The 20,751-nt window shown below is 50.7% G+C and carries 21 protein-coding genes; 10 read left to right on the top strand and 11 right to left on the bottom strand.

Translation table 11 applies throughout. The annotated features are described in order from the left end of the window. Window positions 1–10: 10 nt before the first annotated feature. From flhB to H511_RS0111065, 6 genes are read right to left on the bottom strand one after another with little or no spacing between them, the layout of a single operon-like run. Complete coding sequence (gene flhB / locus H511_RS0111090) at window positions 11–1,138, bottom strand: flagellar biosynthesis protein FlhB (protein WP_027252356.1); 1,128 nt, start codon at window positions 1,136–1,138, stop codon at window positions 11–13. Beyond that, on the bottom strand, window positions 1,135–1,914 hold the full coding sequence (gene fliR / locus H511_RS0111085) for a flagellar biosynthetic protein FliR (protein ID WP_027252355.1): 780 nt from the start codon (window positions 1,912–1,914) through the stop codon (window positions 1,135–1,137). The genes flhB and fliR overlap by 4 nt, the downstream gene beginning before the upstream one ends. Continuing rightward, entirely contained in the window at window positions 1,914–2,183 is a 270-nt protein-coding gene (gene fliQ / locus H511_RS0111080; protein ID WP_027252354.1) for a flagellar biosynthesis protein FliQ, read from the bottom strand. Before fliQ ends, fliR begins: the two co-directional genes overlap by 1 nt. Before the next feature lie 9 nt (window positions 2,184–2,192). Then, window positions 2,193–2,972, bottom strand: a complete 780-nt coding sequence (fliP, locus tag H511_RS0111075; RefSeq protein WP_036759474.1) for a flagellar type III secretion system pore protein FliP — start codon at window positions 2,970–2,972, stop codon at window positions 2,193–2,195. Further along, complete coding sequence (fliN, locus tag H511_RS0111070; RefSeq protein ID WP_027252352.1) at window positions 2,972–3,370, bottom strand: flagellar motor switch protein FliN; 399 nt, start codon at window positions 3,368–3,370, stop codon at window positions 2,972–2,974. Before fliN ends, fliP begins: the two co-directional genes overlap by 1 nt. Before the next feature lie 29 nt (window positions 3,371–3,399). Then, a complete protein-coding gene (locus H511_RS0111065; RefSeq protein ID WP_027252351.1) occupies window positions 3,400–4,215 on the bottom strand; it encodes a FliM/FliN family flagellar motor switch protein in 816 nt (271 codons plus the stop codon). Window positions 4,216–4,732: 517 nt separating this feature from the next. On the opposite strand from H511_RS0111065, the gene H511_RS0111060 reads away from it, so the two are divergent. The 8 genes from H511_RS0111060 to fliJ are packed head-to-tail and all read left to right on the top strand — an operon-like array spanning window position 4,733 to window position 12,670. Beyond that, window positions 4,733–5,617, top strand: coding sequence for an OmpA family protein (locus tag H511_RS0111060; protein ID WP_051288080.1), 885 nt, complete (start codon window positions 4,733–4,735; stop codon window positions 5,615–5,617). Next, complete coding sequence (locus H511_RS0111055; RefSeq protein WP_027252349.1) at window positions 5,617–6,981, top strand: sigma-54-dependent transcriptional regulator; 1,365 nt, start codon at window positions 5,617–5,619, stop codon at window positions 6,979–6,981. Before H511_RS0111060 ends, H511_RS0111055 begins: the two co-directional genes overlap by 1 nt. Window positions 6,982–6,999: 18 nt before the next feature. Further along, window positions 7,000–7,350, top strand: a complete 351-nt coding sequence (fliE, locus tag H511_RS0111050; protein WP_027252348.1) for a flagellar hook-basal body complex protein FliE — start codon at window positions 7,000–7,002, stop codon at window positions 7,348–7,350. A 3-nt stretch (window positions 7,351–7,353) separates the two neighbouring features. Beyond that, window positions 7,354–9,063: a flagellar basal-body MS-ring/collar protein FliF gene (gene fliF / locus H511_RS0111045; RefSeq protein ID WP_036759472.1), complete on the top strand. Its 1,710-nt coding sequence runs from the start codon at window positions 7,354–7,356 to the stop codon at window positions 9,061–9,063. Then, window positions 9,041–10,069 carry a flagellar motor switch protein FliG gene (locus tag H511_RS0111040; RefSeq protein WP_027252346.1) on the top strand — a complete coding sequence of 343 codons (1,029 nt, stop codon included), beginning with the start codon at window positions 9,041–9,043 and terminating at the stop codon, window positions 10,067–10,069. Before fliF ends, H511_RS0111040 begins: the two co-directional genes overlap by 23 nt. 3 nt (window positions 10,070–10,072) lie before the next feature. Next, entirely contained in the window at window positions 10,073–10,888 is an 816-nt protein-coding gene (gene fliH, locus H511_RS23175; RefSeq protein WP_237583185.1) for a flagellar assembly protein FliH, read from the top strand. Beyond that, entirely contained in the window at window positions 10,881–12,224 is a 1,344-nt protein-coding gene (gene fliI, locus H511_RS0111030) for a flagellar protein export ATPase FliI (protein WP_027252345.1), read from the top strand. The genes fliH and fliI overlap by 8 nt, the downstream gene beginning before the upstream one ends. An 11-nt stretch (window positions 12,225–12,235) precedes the next feature. Continuing rightward, window positions 12,236–12,670, top strand: a complete 435-nt coding sequence (gene fliJ / locus H511_RS0111025) for a flagellar export protein FliJ (RefSeq protein WP_027252344.1) — start codon at window positions 12,236–12,238, stop codon at window positions 12,668–12,670. A gap of 299 nt (window positions 12,671–12,969) precedes the next feature. Here fliJ and H511_RS0111020 read toward each other — a convergent pair whose 3' ends face one another. The 5 genes from H511_RS0111020 to punC form a co-directional block, all read right to left on the bottom strand. After that, entirely contained in the window at window positions 12,970–14,202 is a 1,233-nt protein-coding gene (locus H511_RS0111020) for an L-lactate MFS transporter (protein ID WP_027252343.1), read from the bottom strand. A gap of 237 nt (window positions 14,203–14,439) precedes the next feature. Then, window positions 14,440–14,676, bottom strand: coding sequence for an HP1242/YdcH family protein (locus H511_RS0111015; RefSeq protein WP_027252342.1), 237 nt, complete (start codon window positions 14,674–14,676; stop codon window positions 14,440–14,442). A 258-nt stretch (window positions 14,677–14,934) separates the two neighbouring features. Continuing rightward, window positions 14,935–15,279 (bottom strand): hypothetical protein, encoded by a 345-nt coding sequence (locus H511_RS0111010; RefSeq protein WP_027252341.1) that lies wholly within the window; start codon window positions 15,277–15,279, stop codon window positions 14,935–14,937. Between the two features lie 80 nt (window positions 15,280–15,359). After that, window positions 15,360–17,825 carry a bifunctional diguanylate cyclase/phosphodiesterase gene (locus tag H511_RS23170; RefSeq protein WP_051288078.1) on the bottom strand — a complete coding sequence of 822 codons (2,466 nt, stop codon included), beginning with the start codon at window positions 17,823–17,825 and terminating at the stop codon, window positions 15,360–15,362. A 196-nt stretch (window positions 17,826–18,021) separates the two neighbouring features. Continuing rightward, the gene (gene punC / locus H511_RS0111000) at window positions 18,022–19,236 is read right to left on the bottom strand and encodes a purine nucleoside transporter PunC (protein WP_027252340.1); all 1,215 of its coding nucleotides are present in this window, start codon (window positions 19,234–19,236) and stop codon (window positions 18,022–18,024) included. Between the two features lie 130 nt (window positions 19,237–19,366). Here punC and punR point away from each other — a divergent pair, with 130 nt between their 5' ends. Continuing rightward, entirely contained in the window at window positions 19,367–20,269 is a 903-nt protein-coding gene (gene punR, locus H511_RS0110995; RefSeq protein WP_027252339.1) for a DNA-binding transcriptional activator PunR, read from the top strand. Window positions 20,270–20,515: 246 nt separating this feature from the next. Further along, window positions 20,516–20,746, top strand: coding sequence for a hypothetical protein (locus H511_RS0110990; RefSeq protein ID WP_027252338.1), 231 nt, complete (start codon window positions 20,516–20,518; stop codon window positions 20,744–20,746). Window positions 20,747–20,751 lie beyond the last annotated feature (5 nt).

Here is a 20,751-nt window from a genome sequence, read left to right as displayed (position 1 = left end):
CTCTCCTGCCTTAATACTGTAAGTGGCGTGGAATCGCAAAAGTCGGTAATGCCTGTGGTTTGCCGCCTTTCCCGGTACGGAAAGCTTTGAGCTGCATGACATAAGTCAGAATGTGCGCCACGGCGATATACAGCTGGTTCGGCACGGCCTGTTCCAACTGAGTGGTATGGTAAATAGCACGCGTAAGTGGCGGCGAATTCAGTATTTCCACGTTGTTCTCGCGGGCGATACGCTGAATATGCAGGGCCATTTCATCCACCCCTTTGGCCACCACGAAAGGGGCATCGTACATAGTCGGATCGTATTTGATGGCGACCGCATAGTGGGTTGGGTTGGTGATCACCACATCTGCCTGCGGCACGGTTTTTTCCACTTTACGTCGTGCAAACTGCTGCTGAATCTGGCGGATACGCTGTTTCACTTCCGGCCGGCCTTCGTTGTTTTTGTATTCTTCCTTGGTTTCCTGCTTGGTCATTTTCAGCTGCTTTAAGTGCTCCCAACGCTGGTAGGGCACATCAAGCAAGCCAAAAATGATCAGCGCAACGCCCATCAGCAGCACACCGTGAAAAAGGATACTCATGACGGCGACAACGCCCTGGCGCAAAGGCAGGTTCTGCATCGCCATCAGTTCAGCCAGATGAGAATCCAGATAGGTATAGAGCAGCAAAAAGATAACGGTCACTTTGAGGGTTGATTTCAGCAGCTCAACCAGTGAGCGTATCGAGAACATACGTTTAATGCCGGCAATCGGGCTGATCTTCGACAGTTTTGGCAGCACACCGGCAGGGTAGAACAGCCAGCCGCCCAGCATCAGACTTCCCGCGATGGCCGCTAACAGTATGACCGCAAACAGTGGCAGCAACAGTTCTATCAAAATAGCCAGGCTTTGCCCCATATGTTCTATGCCTTGCCAGGGCGACTGCAAGTCTTCGCGGGTCAGTTGCATGTTGAACCGGAACACACCGCTGAGTGCATCCCAGATGGCCTCAAGCTGGACCGAGAAGAAATACACCACAACGATAAAAATCACCGCGGCGGTGAGATCTTTGGCCCGTGGGATCTGCCCCTGCTCTCTGGCTTTACGGATTTTCTGGGGCGTGGCTTTTTCTGTTTTGTCCTGCGTACTCTGGTCACTCATAGGCCGTTTCCTGCGACATAATAGGTCAGTTCCTGCAAGGTGGTATGCACGAACTGGGTATAGCGGCTGGGTACACCGCTGATAGCAATGAGAATACTGAACAGGCCCAGAAGCATGGTCATGGGAAAGCCTAAGGCGTACACGTTCAGGCTGGGCGCGGCCCGGTTCATGACGCCAAAACTGATGTTAGCCAGCAGCATGGAAACGATGGCGGGTAAGGCCAGCGCCAGTGCAGAGGCGAACATCCAGCCGACCATGGACAGAATCTGGTGCAGCGTCGCTTCACTGATACCTGAGCCGACAGGCCAGACATGAAAGCTCTGGACCAGAATATCAATCACGATCAGATGGCCGTCCAGTGCCAGAAAAAGCAAGGTGCTGAACATCAGGAACAGGCGGCCGAGCAGGGCGACAGACATGCCGTTCACCGGGTCATTCATGATCGCCATGCTCAGGCCCATCTGCATAGAGACAATCTGCCCGAGCATGGTCATGGTGTTGAATAACAGGTGTATGATAAATCCGAAGAACACTCCCCAGATCGCTTGCTCGAAGGCGAGCACCAGTGCTTTAAGGGAAAGGGGATCCACAGCTGGCATCGCTGGCATCAGCGGCGCAATCAGAATGCTGATCGACAAGGCAAAAAGCAGTCTTATCCAAATCGGAATGGCGCCGTCGCCAAAAAAGGGCATAGCCACGAGCGCCGCCCCGAGGCGGAAAAAGGGCCACCAGACTTGCCCCAGCCAGGCTGTGATTTGCGCAAAGGTCAGATCCATCAGCCAATCATTCCCGGAATGTTATGGAACAGATAGGTGAACAGGTCGACGAGTTTACGGATCATCCAGTGGCCGGCGAAAATCACCATCAGCAGGGTCACCAATAAACGCGGAAGAAAGCTCAGGGTCTGCTCATTAATCTGTGTTGCCGCCTGAAACACGGCAATCAGCAGCCCGACAAGCAGCCCCGGAATGACCAGTACCGTCACAATGGTGATGATCATCCACACAGCATCTGAAAACAGGGTAACAGCGAGTTCCGGTGTCATGTTGTTCTCCTACCCGAAACTGGCTGCGAGAGTGCCAACCGTCATTGCCCAGCCATCCGCCAGCACGAATATAACCAGCTTGAACGGCAAAGAAATGATCAGGGGTGACAACATCATCATACCCATCGCCATCAAGACGCTGGCAACCACCAGATCGATAATCAGGAAGGGAATAAACAACATGAAACCAATCTGGAATGCCGTTTTCAGCTCACTGATCACGAAAGCGGGTAACACGACGGCAAACGACAAATCTTCGGCGTTTTGATTGATCGGCTCGTTGGCAATGTGCAGCATTTGTTCCAGCGAGCTTTGCTGGGTTTGCTTGAGCATGAAATCTTTGACGGGTTTTTCTGCCACTGCAAAGGCATCCATCAAGGTCATCTGGCCTGCGTCATACGGTTTAAAAGCGTGTTCATAGACGTCTGTCCACACCGGGCGCATGATGAGCAAGGTTAACGCCAGCGCTATGCCGACCAGCACCCGGTTAGGCGGACTCTGTTGCAGGCCGAGCGCCTGACGCAAAATGGCCAGCACGATAATAATCCGGGTAAAGCTGGTGGCCATCAGCAGGAAGGCGGGCAAAAAGCTCAGCGCCGTCATTAACAGCAGCACCTGCAGCTTGACGCTGTATTCCTGGTTGGCGGCACCATCAGACACTGTCATCAGTGTCAGGCCGCCACTTTCAGCCGCAAATACCGGATGTGAAGACAGAAGAAAGACGAGAAAACCGGTGATACATAGCCCGCCTGTGCGGGCTATTCGGTGACAGGTACTGCGGAGCATCATCAGGATTCCACGGAGTTAAGCGGCGAATCCACGATGTCGATCAGGCGCAGACCATATTTATCATTGACCACCACAACCTCGGCATGGCCCATCAGCGATCCATTGACTTTGACATCCAGTGGTTCGCCGTTGAGCTTATCCAGCTCAATCACGCTGCCTTCACCGGCTTTCATCAGTTCACCCAGCGAGACTTCGGTACTGGAAACTTCCAGCGTGACAGTGACGGGGATTTTCTTGAAGAAATTGATATCGCGTGAAGGCACGTCGTCATAGGGAATAAAGGGCGAAGCAGCTGAATCCTGCTCGGTTTCAATATCATCATCCAGCTGGTCCAAATTCAGATCGTCAAAGTTCAGATCGTCTTCGCTGAATGCGTTTACGTCTGTCATCTCATTCAAATCAGTCATGTTTCAATCCTGTAATAGTGTTATTTATCTTTAAGAATCAGGACGAGCTGGCCGTCTTTGTCGGCCACGCATCCGTTAAATAAATGTTCCTGTCCGATACGCACCGGCACATTGGTGAGGAGATCAATGTTCAGTACATCGTCAGGACGCAGCTTGAGCACATCATCCAGCGGCATTTTTTTCTGGCAAAGCGTGGCATGAAGCTGAACCGGCGTATTCTCCAGCGCGAGCCTGAAATCATCGCTCAGGTGATGGTTGGTCTGGAACGCCATATCATCCATCAGTACCTGAAGCATGTTTTCATCGAAGTACAGGCGGAACGCCGCCACTTTTTTACGGTAGCTCACAGTGAAAGTGGCCAGTAAGCCGACACCGTAAGTCATGCCATCATCGGTCAGTTGCCACGCCTTCTCATCGGCAACCAGTGAACAAATACGTTGCAGTAATCGCTGCTGAAGACGCAGGTCACTGGCTGTCAGCGTCGAATTCGCGTAACCGGCATCGCTGCGATCGATATCGGCGTTGTAAAATTTATCCGACAGCGCCAGTAACAACTGGGTATCCAGTTGCGCTTCAATCAGCCCTCCGGCTTCATGGCGAATGACAGAGGCATTGTTGCTTTGATCCGTGGCATCCCGGTTGGAGAGTTGAATGTCAGCCAGCTTAATGGTCAGATTTTTGTCTTTCACCCAGCGTTGTAAATCCTGGGTAATTGACGAATCTGCCTGCGAGAAGATTTTCTGCAACTCTTCCCGGATGACATGGATTGGGCGCCCTAAATGTTCAACGTTCAGTGTGGGGAAATGTTGAGCACTGTTTAACTCAATTTTTTTCATATTGGCATATCCGTCAGAACTCATATGCAACTTATTAACTGTTGCGAATTTAATTTACTTCTATTTTGGTAAAACCACTATTAGTTTCGCTAAGTCTAGCCTGAGCTAATTCCTGTGTTTTAGTTATTGATTTTGAATTTGTGATGTTAGTCCACATGTTGATTATATCTTCATTTATAGGGTTTTCTTATATATGAATTGATGAGACTTTTATGGCCGCCTTTGAAATACCCAGTGTTTTGTTAGGTTTTGCTTGCCACAAGTTGCTGTTTTTGAATCCATATCAAAAAAATCATTCTGACGGATAGAATGGCGGTACGGTGTCAAATTTGTGTCATGGTGGCGTCAAATATAAATTGAATCAAGATCACCTTTATTTTATTAAAGTGATTTTGAGCAAGAAACAAATATATAGAAACAACAAACCAATTTGGCTGTTTAATATTTTGTGGCTAAGTTGGATATTATGATTAAAAAATGAATTTTGGTTTTTTTCCAAAATCTGAGAAGGGTAAAAATGTTAATTTCATTTCTCAAGAAATACACATTCTTATTTATTGCTCTTGCGGCAGGTTCGGTTGAAGCAAAGCTTGTTTCAACACCGATGGATCTTGTCGAGTGGAAATACCAAGGCGACAAATTTCACTGCTCATTAAATCAGCAGGTGGATAATTTCGGTCAGGTGAGCTTTATTGCGGATGCCGGGGAAAATCTGTCGCTGAAAGTGAAGCCTATGCGACCTGTGGTTCAGTTTCAGTCTGCAGGTCTGTATCTGCAGGATGGCCCCTGGGTGGTGACGCCTAAGCAGACATCACTGAGCCCGGGTAAGCAAGTCAGCCCGACTGAAGTGAGGTTCACCCAGGCGGTCGATGCGCTGCTGGACGGTATGACAGCAGGGCAGTGGGCGCGGGTGGCGATGATTTATCAGAACAACAATACTCCGGTCGATCTGTTGTTATCGAGTGTCAATATGGCACCGGCACTGGCTGACTTTACGCGCTGTCGTTCCCGTCTGCCGGCCATGTCGTACAAACAGGCGCGTGACCTGGTGTTTCAGTTTGACTTGGGCCAACGCACGGTGAGTACGGAGCAAAAAGAAACACTGCGAAATCTGGCTGAGTACATTCGCCTGGATAGCTCAGTCAACCAGGTGCTGATTGACGGCCATACAGATAATGTCGGCTCAAAGCTGGGCAATATTCAGGTATCCAAAGTGCGTGCCGATGATGTGGCCAGTTTTCTCCGGGAAGCCGGGGTGAAAGACGGCCTGATTCAAATCAGGGCACATGGTTCCCGCTATCCGATCGCGAATAACGACACAGCGAAAGGACAGTCACTTAATCGTCGGGTAACAGTTCGTGTGATGCGTGCTGGCAACAATGATGAAAGCAGGGTTCAGTAATGATTACGAAGACAATTCAGTTCATTGAACCGGACAGGCAGCAGGCTCAGCAAGTGATTCAGGTGCTGGAGCAGGCGGGCTATCAGGTGGATTACCTGACATCAGGCAAAGCCGGTTTGCAGTCACGCCAGGCGGCAATCACTCTGGTCAGCTCCTCACTGCCGGATATGTCACTGACAGAATGGGTCCGTTACAGCCAGACAGTAGCTGACACTCAGCAGCGCCGGATTGCCATTGCGATTGTCGATCAGCACGAAGGTTTGCTGGCGGCGGAAGCGATGAAAGCCGGTGCGACGGATTATTTGTTAAAGCCGTTCGAACCCAGCCAGTTGCTAAGCCTGCTAGCCCGGGTGGAAGCACTGCAAAAGCCCATGTCGGATATCGTGGCGGAATCCTGGCGCAGCAAGCAGATCCTGCAACTGGCCCACCGTGCAGCCTGTACCCATGCCAGCGTGCTGATTACCGGCGAATCAGGGACAGGAAAAGAAGTGCTGGCGCGCTATGTTCATCAGCAGTCACCGCGCAGCAAGATGCCGTTTGTCGCGGTGAACTGTGCCGCAATCCCGGAATCCATGCTTGAAGCTGTGTTATTTGGTCACGTGAAAGGGGCCTTTACCGGCGCAACCGGCAGTCAGAGCGGCAAGTTCGAAGAGGCAAACGGCGGTACCATTTTGCTGGATGAAATTGCCGAAATGTCGCCGGCGCTGCAAGCCAAATTATTGCGTGTGCTGCAAGAGCGCGAAGTCGAGCGTGTGGGCAGCCATAAAACCATCAAGCTTGATATCCGGGTGATAGCGGCCACTAACAAAGATCTTCGTGTCGCCGTACAGGAAGGGGTTTTCAGGGAAGACCTATATTACCGTCTGGATGTGTTACCGCTGCACTGGCCACCGCTTCGCGAGCGCCCTGAGGATATTCTTCCGCTGGCCGATTATTTCATCGCTAAATATCAGCAAGGCAGTGCCTGCCAGCTATCCGCGGATGCCCAGCAGATGATGATGCAGTACCACTGGCCGGGCAATATCCGCGAGCTGGAAAACATTATCCAGCGCGCACTGGTGATGAGACACGGTGATTTCGTGACATCCCAGGATCTGATGCTGCCGGTAGACAGCAGCAAAATTCAGGCGATCAAACCTGAATATATGCCGGCAGCGGTCGGCAGCGCAGGAACAGAACAGGGCCATATTGGTGCCAAGAAACAGGCTGAATACCAGTATGTGCTGGACGTGCTGAAACAGCATGAGGGAAACAGAACACTCACGGCAAAAGCTCTGGGTGTGACGACAAGGGCTTTACGTTACAAATTGGCGGCAATGCGTGAGCAAGGCATTGATATTTCACAAATTGGCTCAGCAGCCTAACGATCAGGAGACACAAATATGCTTGCGACGAATTTGACGCAGACGACCACCGCCCAGCAATTAATGCTGGATAAAATGCAGCTCATGCAAGCTCAGGCTGAACAGAACATCACTGTGAAAGCCAATCCATTAGACCAACAGGTTAAACCACTTGCTTTTTCTTCAGCCATGACACAAGTGCTTGACCTGGTAAACGGCCATCAGGCCGCTGCGAGTGCCAAAATGACGGCGGTTGAAACCGGAAAAAGTGATGATCTGGTTGGCGCAATGATTGCCAGCCAGAAGGCCAGTTTGTCTTTTTCTGCTTTGATGCAGGTAAGAAACAAAGTGGTCAGTGCGTTTGAAGATGTAATGAAGATGCCGGTGTAAATTATGACCATGATTACTCAAGCAGCGGCAGCGGAACTGACTGCTGCCAACCGTTCTGATCATTCTCTGCTGGAGCGGGCTAAACTTGCCTGGTACAGCAGCCAGCGTAATCTTGTTTTGTCTGCTGCGCTGGCGGCTGTGGTTGCAGCCATCATAGTGGTTGCACTCTGGACGTCGACACAAAGCTATCGTCCGCTTTACAGCCAGCAGGAGCGTTTTGATACCAGCGAGATAATCTCTGTCCTGGAAGCGGAAGGCATTCCATACCGCTTACAGGAAACCAACGGTCAGGTGCTGGTCGAAGACGGCCGAGTCGCTGAGGTTCGTATGTTACTGGCCGCCAAAGGCGTGAAAGCCAAATTACCGACCGGTTTAGAAACACTTCAGACCGATTCAGCTTTGGGTACCAGCCAGTTTATGGAAACCGCACGTTACCGTCATGGTCTGGAAGGTGAACTGGCCCGTACCATCATCTCTTTGAATGCTGTCAATAACGCCCGTGTGCACCTGGCGATTCCCCGCCAGACTCTGTTTGTACGCCAGAACACCGAGAAGACCACGGCCTCTGTCATGGTCGAGCTCAAGCCGGGTGAAGATCTTAAACCTGAACAGGTGGAAGCTATTGTCAATCTGGTGTCGGGCAGTGTGACCGGTATGACGGCTGATCACGTCTCTGTGGTGGATCAGTTTGGCCGTTTACTGAGTGCCGATATCGGTTCGGAAACGTCCGGCCGAATGAATACCAAATATCTGGAGTATCAGAAGAATCTGGAGAAGCAGGTTATTCAGCGTGCGTCTGACATGCTGACTCCGGTTCTCGGCCCGAGTAACTTCCGGGTGCAGGTGGCGGCCGATCTGGATTTCAGCCGCATTGAAGAAACCCGTGAAATGGTGGATGACAATCCGGTTGTCCGTTCAGAACACAGCATTGAAAACAACTCAACCGATAAAATTGCCTTAGGGGTACCGGGTTCACTGAGCAATCAGCCACCTACGGTTGAAGAAGAGGGTGAGGAAGAAGCACCGAAGAACACCAGTGAACGCTCGGAAGTGAATCGTCAGTATGCGCTGGGCAGCAGTGTCAGGCATACCCAGTATCAACAGGGACAAATCAAAAAGCTGAATGTGTCTGTGTTGCTGAACAATGCGGTTGCGCCGGACGGTGCCGCGTGGGATGAGGCACAGAAGGCCGAAATCAGCCAGATGATCTCTGAAGCGGTCGGCCTGAATGCCGAGCGTGGCGACAGCCTGAGCCTGATGAGCTTCAACTTTACTCCGGTCAACATTGAACCTGTTGCACCTATGCCGTGGTGGCAGGATACGGCATTGCAGCAACCGTTGCGTTACATCATTGGTGGCTTGCTGGGACTGGCGATGATCTTCTTTGTTCTGCGTCCTTTGATTCGCCACCTGACCGGTGTGGACAAAGCACGACAGGAAATGGACATTGCCACTTTGCCAGACAACATTCTGAGCAAAGAGCTTGATGAGCAGGCACAAGAGAATGAACTCAATCGACGTCTGTCCGACCGAGGCCTGAGCAATACCACCAACGGACTGGATGCCGATGCTGAGATGATGTTGCCGCCTTCCGGTTCGCCTCTGCACATCCAACTGAAACATCTGACATTAATTGCCAGCGAAGAACCGCAGCGCGTTGCTGAAGTCCTTAAACAATGGGTAAATGGAAATGAGCACAACCGAGACAACTAATCCGGCAGACATGCAAACCTTAAGCAGTGTGGATAAAACAGCGCTGGTTTTGCTGGGCATGGGAGAGGATGCAGCCGCTCAGGTTCTGCGTTATTTCTCCCGCGATGAAGTACAACGCGTCACCCGATCCATGGCGAAACTCACTGGCATCAAAAGTGAGAACGCCAAGGTCGTGATTCAGCGGTTTTTCGATGATTTTCGTGACCACAGTGGTATTCGCGGCGCGTCGAAAGATTATCTGTCGAACACACTATCGAAAGCCCTGGGCAATGATCTTGCCAAAGGTGTACTGAACAGTATTTATGGCGATGAGCTGCGCAATAACATGCAGCGCCTGCAGTGGGTCGATACGGACGTTATCGCAAAATTTATCAGTCAGGAACACCCGCAGATGCAGGCCATTTTCCTGGCTTATCTGCCGCCGGAAACCTCGTCTCAGGTGCTGGCGAAACTGCCGTCAGAGCAGCATGATGAACTGATTTACCGCGTCGCCCGCCTGAGCGAAATCGATCATGAGATCGCCAAAGATTTGCATCTGCTGATCGACCGCTGTATCCAGCAGGTTTCGGGCGGTCAGGGCGCATCGGTGCTGGGTGCCAAGCAGGCTGCCGACATCATTAACCGCTTTGAGGGTGATCGTGCTCAGCTGATGGAAATGCTGAAACTGCATGACGAAAAAGTGGTCAGCGAAATCGAAGAAAACATGTTCGACTTCGTTATCCTTTCCCGTCAGCGCGAAGCAACGATGGATCGCCTGATCCAGGAAATTCCGCTCGACCTGTGGGCAACCGCGCTGAAAGGGGCAGAGCTCAAGCTGCAAATGGCCATCAAACAGTCCATGCCACAGCGTATGGCTAACTCGCTGGATGATGAAATGGCGATGCGTGGTGCGATGCCATTATCCCGGGTTGAGAAAGCCCGTCAGGATATTATGCAAGTGGTTCGTGAACTGGCCGATGCCGGTGAAATCGAGCTGAGCCTGTATCAGGAACAAACAGTGGAGTAAGTGATGCGTTCAGTAAAAGTGATGCAGCTGAATCCTGGTGAATACCGCTCACACCGCTTTCCGCCCATGGTGAAGCCTGTTGTACAACACGAAGGTGGTGCACAGGATTCAGACAATTATGTCGCCCAGACGACGGAGTTCAATACCAAGGAACATCAGGCAGCTTTGCAAAAACAGCTGGAAGAAGGGTTTCAGCAAGGCTTGCAGCGGGGCCATGAAGAAGGCTTGCGTCAGGGTGTTGAGCAGGGTCGTCAGCAAGGCTTTACCTTAGGTCAGCAAGACGGTTTTCAGCAGGGATACAGCAAAGGCGAAAGCCAGGGCCGCGAAAAATATGAATCTGCCATTGCGCCGATACAGGCCCTGCAGGCGCATATTCAGCAATGGCAGGATGAGCGGGAACATGCTCAGCGCGAGCAGATTTGTTCCCTGGTGCAGAAAGTTGCCCAGCAGGTTATTCGCGCGGAGCTGACACTGATGCCGCAGCAAATTCTGGCGCTGGTGGAAGAAACGTTAGACAGCATGCCGGGTAACAGCGACAAGGTGGTGATCAATCTTAACCCGCAGGATCTTGAGCGTATTACCAATCTCAGTCCGACCCTGCACCCGAGCTGGAAACTGGTCGCGAACAAAGACATGCCTGTCGGTGGTGTTCAGCTGGTAACGGATCATGCAGAAGCCGATGCCAGCAGTGATGCCAGACTGGAAGCCTGCATGGAAACGCTGCGCGAGCACTTGCTGGAGAATCCGTCGGTGCAGACGCCAGCGGCTGAAACCAGTCATACCGCAACAGCAGAAACGGCGGAGAGTATCAGTGAGTGACGGTGCATTTCATGATCGTTTGAATGATGCTATCGCCTCTATGTCATCCATTCCGATTGCCCGGGTTACAGGGCGGTTGGTCAAAGTCAACGGCCTGATGCTTCAGGCCGTTGGCTGTAAGTTCAGGCTGGAACAGCGCTGTCTGGTCGAAACGGATGACGGTGAAGCCATTGAAGCCCAGGTAGTGGGCTTTGACCGCGACGTGGCGTATTTGATGCCCGTGAGGCAATTAGGCGGGCTTTACGCCGGAGCGAGAGTCGTCCCGCTGGACGGCGACAGTACAGTTGCGCTCGGAGATCACTGGCTTGGCAGGGTCGTTAACGGTCTTGGCGAGCCGTTTGACGATCTTGGCCCGCTTAAAGGCGGAGAGAAAGTCTCGCTCAACCCTTCACCGATAAATCCGTTAAAGCGTCGCCTGGTCGATACACCGCTGGATGTGGGCATACGTGCAATCAACGGACTGCTGACGCTGGGTAAAGGCCAGCGTATCGGGCTCATGGCAGGCAGTGGTGTGGGTAAGAGTGTCCTGATGGGCATGATCACCAAAAACACCAAGGCCGATATTGTGGTGGTGGGCCTGATTGGCGAACGTGGCCGGGAAGTCCGGGAATTCATACAGCGCAATCTCGGCGCAGAGGGTATGAAGCGGGCTGTGGTGATAGCAGCGCCGGCCGATGAATCCCCTTTAATGCGTCTGCGTGCCACTAAACTGTGTCACCGCGTAGCGGAATATTATCGCGACAAGGGCAAAGATGTCCTGCTGCTGATGGACTCTTTAACACGTTACGCCATGGCGCAGCGTGAAATTGCCTTGTCCCTGGGTGAGCCGCCGGCTTCCCGTGGTTATCCGCCGTCTGTGTTCAGCCAGTTACCTCAACTGCTTGAACGCGCCGGTAACGGTGAGCACCCGGACGGCAGCCTGACGGCAATTTACACTGTACTGGCGGATGGCGATGATCAGCAGGATCCTGTGGTGGACTCTGCCCGTGCCATTCTCGATGGTCATGTGGTGCTATCCCGTACGCTGGCAGAGCAGGGGCACTATCCGGCGATAGATATTAATGCCTCTATCAGCCGTTGTATGAGCAACTGTACCGAAAACTCTCATGTCACAGTGGCAAACCGTTTCAGGCAGCTCAATGCCAACTATCTGCAAGTCAAAGAGCTGTTGCCTTTAGGCGGGTATCAGCCCGGACAGGACGCCGAACTGGATCTGTCCGTTCAGGTGTTTCCGCAACTCAAAGATTTCCTGGTTCAGCAGGTTGATGAAGTGACTGACTACCAACAGTCGCTGGTTCGGCTCGCTGAGTTGTTTACGCAAACACAGCAAGGTTAGGAGAGGGTGTGATGAAGGGCAGACTGAAAGCCGTGAGTCAGCTTCAGCAGATTGCTGAGCAGCAACGTGACCGGCACGGACAGCACTTTGCACGCCAGCAGGATCAGGTTGGCTTTTTTGCCCAGCAACTGCAGGCACTGGCAGGGCTGAAGTCGGGCTGTCAGCAGGAAGGAAGTGCCGGGCTGAACGCACTGGCGCTGCAGAACACCACTCAGGTCAATTCTATGCTCAGCCGCCTGATTTCGCATCAGCAGCACGAAATGGCGCTTATGCACGCAGAAAGTCAGCGCACGAAAAAAGCGCTGGAGCAAAGTCAGGTCAAGGTGAAGGGACTGGAAACCGTGATGGAGCGCTGGCAAGCGAAACAACGCTATGAGCAGGCGAAGAAAGAGCAAAAGTTCATTGAAGATCTGATCAATGCCAGATGCAAGCTCAAAAAAATTTAGTGATTTAATTGTTAGTAGGTGGGATAAATGTTTAATCCCTGTGAAAAATTGGACGCCCTATTAATTTGCTACCTGAGTACCCGTGAAGAATGTTGTTAAGCCAATCGCACAGTCTTCCATAGCGGTACGCTAATAGCGCATATCCTGTTCCCATCAGGAACATTTTCACCACTATTTGTTTGCCCGGTCCCTTTGGAGCCGGGTTTTTTTTTGTCTGTTCCGTCTCTGGTCCTGAAAAGGTGAAAATAAAAAAGCACAACCCGCGGGCTGTGCTTTTTCAGCAAGAGTCAGGCGTACCGTTATACGGCTGTTGCCAGTTTCTGCTTGGCCACTTGCGTGGTAACAGGCTTAGTGATGAATGACAGCAGCACAGCGACGGCCAGCATGCCAGAACACACAGAATAGGCCAGGGTGTAGGTGCCGGTCATATCAACGGCCACGGCGGCGACTACAGGGCCAATGAAGCCACTGACACCCCAGGCAGTGTAGAGGACGCCATAGTTCGCACCGTAATTTTTCAGGCCGTAAAAATCGGCGGTGATCGATGGGAAAACGGCAAGCAGAGTACCGTAGCCAACCCCGGCAACGGCAGCGCCGACCATCAGGCTGAACTCGTTATCGAAAGTGGCAAACATCACCATGTTGATGGCTTGCATGATAAAGGCAATCATCAGGGTTTTCACACCGCCGATTTTGTCTGACAGCATACCGGCAACAATACGGCCGCCCGAGTTGAACACAGCCAGAATCACCACCAGAAATGCCGCATCCGACAGGTCAGCCTGCGCCGCTGCAATAGAGGTGATATTGCCGATAATCATCAAGCCTGCTGCGGAAGCGAAGGCGTACATTACCCACAAGGAGTAAAACTGGGGCGTTTTCACCATGCCACGCCAGGTCATGTTAACAGCCGGTGCCGGATTGGCAGAGGCTGCGACGGCAGACGGCGCCTCAGGCTGGTAGCCTGCGGGTGGGTTGCTGATAGTGCAAGCCAGAGGAACAGCAACCAGCAGCACAGCGATGCCGAGGATCAGGAAGCTCTGGTTAATACCGTAATCGGCAATCAGGGATGATGTCAGCGGTGCCAGGTACACAGCAGCCAGGCCGAAACCGGCCGCAATCAGGCCGTTTACCATGCCTTTCTTTGACGGATGGAACCATTTCATTGCTGAGGGGCTTAAACAGGCATAGCCAAAACCGATACCGCAACCTGTCAATACCCCGAAAGTCAGCACCAGCAGCAGTGGCGTGGTGGCAAAGCTGGATACAATCATCCCAAGGCCAACCATGGTCGTGCCGAGCAGCAAGACCTTACGCGGACCAATTTTGTCCTGAAGAATACCGGCCAGTAATAATGAGAGAGAAAAAGTAATGATAGCAACAGTATAAGGCAGAGACGCATCGGCGTTAGACCAGCCAAGATCCACCACTAAGGCTTTTTTAAATACACTCCAGGCATACAGAATGCCCATACACAAGTTAATACAGAACCCTGCCAGCAGGATTTGCTTGGCGCGATCAAATGTTTTCATAGGTCTCTCTAAATGCCGGAAAGGCAACTGCTTTACTAAACTTTTCTTGGTAGCAATCAAAAAAAGATGTATTTGTTGTTGAGGGCGCGGATTCTATCAATAAATGTTATGAAAATACCGGGTAGTAACGTTTTGTTACAAATGGCTTGTGTAAGGCAGGCGAAGATGACGTTTTGGCGGCGAAGGTTCTCCACCCCCTGGATAACAGAGGGCGGAGCCAGTAAAAAGCTGACAAAATCAGTTCATGAGTATGTTGTAAATTTTGTCTTTAAGCTGCAAACGCTCCATTTTCAGTTGGGTGAAGTGGTGATCTTCGGTGGGAATGTTGCTGCATTCCAATCCCCGTATTTTATGGTCAAGCTGGTGATATCTGTCTGACATGGCCTTGAAGCTTTCGTCGCAGGTCTTCAACTCTTTGATTTTGTCCTGCATTTCGGGGAACTCAATGAAGAGTGCGTGATTTTCACCTAACATGTCTGTCACTCCATAAATTTTAGTGAATGAAAGCCCTGCTTTTTCGTCTTTATTCTTATAAATGTTCAACTATTTGCTTATTGGTCAGAGGTTACTGCTGGTCAGCGCATCCCTTGCAGCTAAAAATGTTTACTCGTTTAAGCATAGTCGAATGAGGTTATTTTCAACCCCACTGAGGCTGAAAATCAGATGAAAGGCACAAAAGCTACAGTGACGTTGTCACAAGCTGGTGAGGGGCAGGCGGACAGTCGGGGGGTGTTATTGATATTTCTTGGCACGTAACGTTTTTTTGAGTGACTCAATATAGGCAATTCTATCGGCATTGGCAGGCGCGGCCTGAGTTTGCAATTTTGCTTTAGCCTGTGCCTCTTCCTGTGACATGTAGCGGCCATTTATTCTGACATGAGGAGCTTTGGTTTCCTGTTCGGCACGAACCGAAGCATCTTCCTGGGCTTTGGCAATTGCATCACGCGCTGTACTTTGGCTGGTTTTGTCTTCCATACGCTGTTGCAGCCAGACAGGTTGCTGCTTATTTTGGACCGGTTTATTGGCCTGTTGCTGACGTTGCTTAAGCACCGTTTCCAGATAATCGCTAAAATCCATATTTCTGTCCTCGCCCACACTGTGCGTATTGTAATTGGCTCTTTGCTGAAGTGAAAGATCACAAACTCAGCTAATTTGAATCAGTAGGTAGAATGTTCTTTTATATTCTGTACTGGCTGCAAAAACCTTGTTTCAAAATCTGATAACGGCAGTGGCTTACAGTACAGAAATCCCTGAAATTCTTCTACACCTATGCTTGTCAGAAAATCGGCTTGCCCTTTGGTTTCTACACCTTCTGCCACCACGCTGATATTAAGATTATGGGCCAATTCAACGATAGCGTTGGTGATGGTGACGGATTCTTTATTGAGAGGTAAATCACGGACAAATTCGCGATCGACTTTGAGTATCTGAATCGGGAATCGGCTAAGGTAGGCCAGGGAGGAATAGCCGGTGCCGAAATCATCAATGGCAATCCTGACCCCCAGCGCGTTGAGTTGACGTAACTTACTCAATGCCAGCTTTACGTCTGACATGACCACGCTCTCTGTGATTTCCAGCTCTAAAAAACCGGGGTCACACTGGCTGCTCTGTATCGCTTTGCTAACGGTACTGACAATATCGGAATTCAGCAACTGCCGGGCTGAAATGTTCAGCGCAAAATGCAGCCAGTGGCCTTGCAACTGCCATTGGCGTAATTGTTTGCAAGCCTGTTGAATCAAATGCTCACCGACCTCAATAATCATACCCGTGGTTTCCAGAATAGGGATGAACTCAGTCGGTGACTGGATGTGGTTTTCATCATCGACCCAGCGCAGCAGCGCTTCCACCCCGCAAAGCTGACGGGTCCGTGAGTCAAACCGGCCCTGATAGTAATACTGATAGCGCTCAGTGCCGCAGCTTTGCCGGAGCTGAGCTTCCATTTCCAGACGTTTGACACTGTTAGCACCCATTTGCCGGTTATAAACCCGGTACTGTTGCTGCTGCTTGTTGTCTTTTGCTTTATACAATGCAATGTCTGCCTGCCTGAGCAGGGTTTCACTGGTTGAGTGGATATTTTCACTGTAGGTGATGCCAATACTTGCACCGACCACCACTTCTTTGCTGCCCAGTGTCATTGGCTCGCTGAGATGGCGCAGGATACGCTCGGCCAATTGTTCCAGAGCAGGCAGCCGGTTATCAGAGACCACCAGGATGGCAAATTCATCACTGCCTAACCTCGCCAGCATGTCGTTTTCACGCAAAATAGCCTGCAGGCGTTCACTCACAGCCAACAACACTTGATCGCCGGTGTCGTGGCCAAGGGAATCGTTGATTTGCTTAAAGCGCTCCAGGTTGAGGGTCAGCAGGCCCATGGCCGGACAGGGTGATTGCTGGAGCAGGTGGTCGATATGCTGCTGCAGCATTAAGCGGTTTGGTAACTGGGTGAGTATGTCAAAATGCGCCAGTTGTTTGAGTTTGCTTTCAAACAGCACTCTGTCGGTAATATCTTTGCCTGTTGTGATGTAATGGCTGATTTTTCCCAGGCTATTGCGGATAGGAGAAATGCGTTTCTCCATATAAACCAGGCTGTTATCTTTTTTACGGTGCGAAATGATGCGATTGACTGTCTGGCCTTTGACCAGCTGTTGTTGCAATTTAGCCAACTCTGCCGGATTTTGCAGGGTAGTAAGAATCAGGTGCGCAGCGTCACTGCCGATCAGCTCGTTGGCATCAAGATCGTTATATTTTTCAAAGCTGTGGTTCACATACTCAATGATCCCTTTTTCGTTGGTAATGATGATCGAGTCGTCACTTTGCTCCAGGGCCCGGGACAGGCTTTTCAGTTTTTCCTCACGATTCACCCATACAGTGACATCCCTGATATTCAATAAAATCTCATTACCATCATTGTAAGCGGTTTCGCTCGCAATGATTTCAAGATGCTGAACGGGCGTGGTGTTAATGGTGATCTGTTGACTGACGGGCAGGTTATCGCCCTGATTCATTCTTCTGTGTACCTGACTGAGCAATTCAGCCAGTTTATTGCTGGCCTCGGGGTCGTTAACCAGTGCGGTGATGTCGCGCTGTGAAGCCTGTTGTTCAGAGAGATTCAAAATCTGGCAAGCGGACTGATTGATATTGAGTACAGTATTATCCTGTTTAAGCAGAACCATGCCATCCGGCGCATGTTTCAGTACATGGCTGAACTTTTTGACCATGTCGTGCAACTCGGCTTTCAGGCGTTTTTCATGGCGAAGCATTTTATGCAGGTGCCACGCCAGTACCAGACAGCCGATAAGAAAACCAAAAGAGATCATTGAAAACAACGTAAATTTTTCAAGTTTTTCCCGTGAATACAGATTGTTGAAGATAAATTGATTGACGCTGAAGTAGTTAAGTGCCGAGTGTAAAATTTCAGAGTTTTCCCATTTTTCTGCCAGTGATTGGTAGCCGTTGGGTAAGATAGTGTGATTATTTAAAAGTGATGAAGCCTGAGTAACAGGGGGCTCCCGTCTTTCCTGGCTGGACAGCGAACTGGCGTTGAGAAAAAAAAGACACAGCAAAAAAATAAAAAGCAGTGAAATCAACAGCAGCACTTTTAAACGAATCACATTTCTCTTCATATATCATCCATGATAGAGCAGAGTCCCTACGAGAACAGTATAGTGACGGTTTTCTGGGCATGCATAACACGTAATTCATGCGTATCAGGAATTTTTTTGGTTTATCGCTGAACAATAGACAATATTTTCAGATATGAAAAATGCAGGCAGCACTGGGGCTGCCTGCAACAGAAGCACTGTGGTAACAAGAAAGCGATCAGTTCGGAGTGGATTGTGCCTCAATCAGTTGCTGGCGCTGGCTGCTGACAACGAAAGAGAACCCGATCAGAACGAAGACGCAGGTGCCGGCAATGCTAAAGGCAACAATGCTCAATCCCTTATCGGCAAAAGCCGCAACCAGTGAACTGGCAGCAAAACACCCTAATGTTTGCAGGAAATTCATCAGCCCGGCCGCGGTTGCGCTGCAGTGCTTGAAATCTTCCAGGGCTTTGCTGATGACAATGGGGTAAATCGCACCATTTGCAACAGCAATAAAACAGAAAGGCAGCAAGATTGGCCAGATGGTGTCTGGCTTATGCTGTAGCGTGATCAGCAGTATGACCAGTGCACTGCCGATGAACAGTTTCAGCAGCCAAGGCAACAGCTTTTTACCTTCCATACGGTTTAACAATGCCCGGCAACCGTAGCCGCCAATCAAAAAGGCAATAGTCTGCGGCACATAGCTCAGGCCAATATCCTCGCTTGAATAACCCATAGCGGACATAATGAACGGCGAGCCGGTCAGGTAGGCGAAAAAAGCCGCAGAACAGGCCGCGAAAATAAGCATGTTACCCATGAATTTTTTTGACTTGAACAGGCTGGTATAGTTAATTGCCAGTTCTGACAGGACTTTGCCCTGCTTTTTTTCACCTTTGGCACTTTCAGGCTGCATGGTTGTCATCAGTGCCAAAACCGCCCCTAAAGCAATCAGGCTCAGGAAAATGGCACGCCAGCCAAAATGTGACTGAATCGCAGCGCCTACTAAAGGCGCAAGGGCCGGAGAAAGGGCAACCAAAGGCATGATAGTTGCGAACACTTTTTCGGCAAGCTTACCTTCATATCGGTCAATAACAATGGCCTGCCAGAGCACGGTGGCACTGCAGGCACCCAGCGCCTGAAGAAAACGGAATGCCAGCAGGGTTTCCACATTCGGCGCCATCGCACAGCCCAGAGTGGCGAGGCTGAACAACAGCATGGCACCCAGCAATACTTTTTTTCTGCCTAAGCGGTCAGAGAGAGGGCCATAGATAAGCTGGCCAATGGCCATGCCCAGCAGGAAAAGGCCCAGTGTCATGCCAATCAGGCTGGATGAGGTCTTCAGGTCGGCCTGCATGGCGGTGAAAGCAGGCAGGTACATGTCGGTGGCCAGAAAGCCGAGCATGCTAAGTAATGCAAACCAGGCAAGCGTAACGGTAGTCGGTTTTGTCGTCATTTTATTGTAACCAGAATTTTTTCAGTGATCAGATTGTAAGCGTGGTGATTTGTGCTGTGAAACGCTAAAATTTCAACATTGCTTTCAAAAAATTTGATTCAACATCACGCATAATGAAATAGCAGGATATATGTTTTCTTTCAATGATTTGCAGGTAATTGATGTTGTTGCGAGGCGGGGCAGCTTTTCCTCTGCGGCAGAAGAGTTGCACAAAGTGCCCAGCGCAATCAGCTACACGGTCAGGATAATCGAGGATAAATTGTCTGTGACCCTATTTGAGCGCCATCACCGGCAGGTCAGCCTGACTCCTGCAGGCCAGTACTTTGTCGAAGAAGCCAGACAACTGCTCAAACAAATGGAGCACATTAAGCTGCAGACGCAGCGTGTTGCCAATGGCTGGGCTGAAAATGTCTCGGTAGCACTGGACACGGTTGTCAGACAAAGCCGTGTCAGCACCATGGTGCGAGATTTTTATCAGGCATTCCCGGATGTCGAGCTGCATCTGACGATGGAGGTCTATAACGGGGTGTGGGACGCTCTGGCAGACGGCCGGGCAGATCTGGTGATTGGAGCAACGGCGGCCATACCGGTCAGCGGAGATTTTGATTACACCGATATGGGAAACCTGCACTGGGTATTTGTGATGGCACCGGATCACCCGCTGGCTGAAAGCCCGTTGCCTCTGCCGGAATCAGAACTGGCAAAGTATCCTGCTATCTGCCTTGAAGATACTTCACGTACATTACCCAAGCGCACAACCTGGCTAATGAATAACCAGCGCCGCATCATGGTGCCGGACTGGTCCAGCGCGTTTCAGTGTCTTGAAGCCGGGCTGGGCATAGGCGTTGTGCCTGAACATATGGCCGCCCCCAAGCTGAAAAGAGGCAAACTGGTGGCCCGCACGCTCCCTCATGCACCGCCGGTCAGCCCCTGCTGCCTGGCATGGAACAAAGCCAGCCTGAACCCCGCCCTGAGCTGGCTGCTTGAGTACCTGGGAGACAGCGAACAATTGCACAGGGAGTGGATGCGTTAGAGCGGGAAAACAACAGCGTTCGACGTTTTCAAGTGGGTGTTGTGCGGTTTAAATAGCAGAGCGAATACCACGGATGCTTGTATGAAAAATCAGCAAAAGGATAAAAATCTTCCTATACACTGCGCTAAGTCATAATTCTTTCATTCGGACCGCTTAGGATGCCCTTCGTCAAATCCATTACTTCCGATGAAGATGAATAAAAATACTGTGTTGACGATGAACAGAACGACAGAAAAGAATAGCGATATGTTGGCAATCGCTATTGATTACATCTACCAGGCCTTTCCGAACCTGAGCTATCGCCCCAGACCTGATGACGTCAAGCTGCTGGCGGCGTTCCTGCAAAGTCAGAATCCTGACTCCCCGGCATGTCTGGGGGAGTTAATGAACAGCAGCTATAACGCTATTGATATCGAAATTAATAAGTTTCACAGCCGGCAGGAAAAGCACAATCAGCGAATTCCGAGCTTCAGCTAGCGTGC

The sequence above is a fragment of the Photobacterium halotolerans DSM 18316 genome (assembly GCF_000425165.1).
GTDB lineage: Bacteria > Pseudomonadota > Gammaproteobacteria > Enterobacterales > Vibrionaceae > Photobacterium > Photobacterium halotolerans.
Note: the sequence above shows the minus strand (reverse complement) of the source record. Positions and strands in the feature narration are given on the sequence as shown.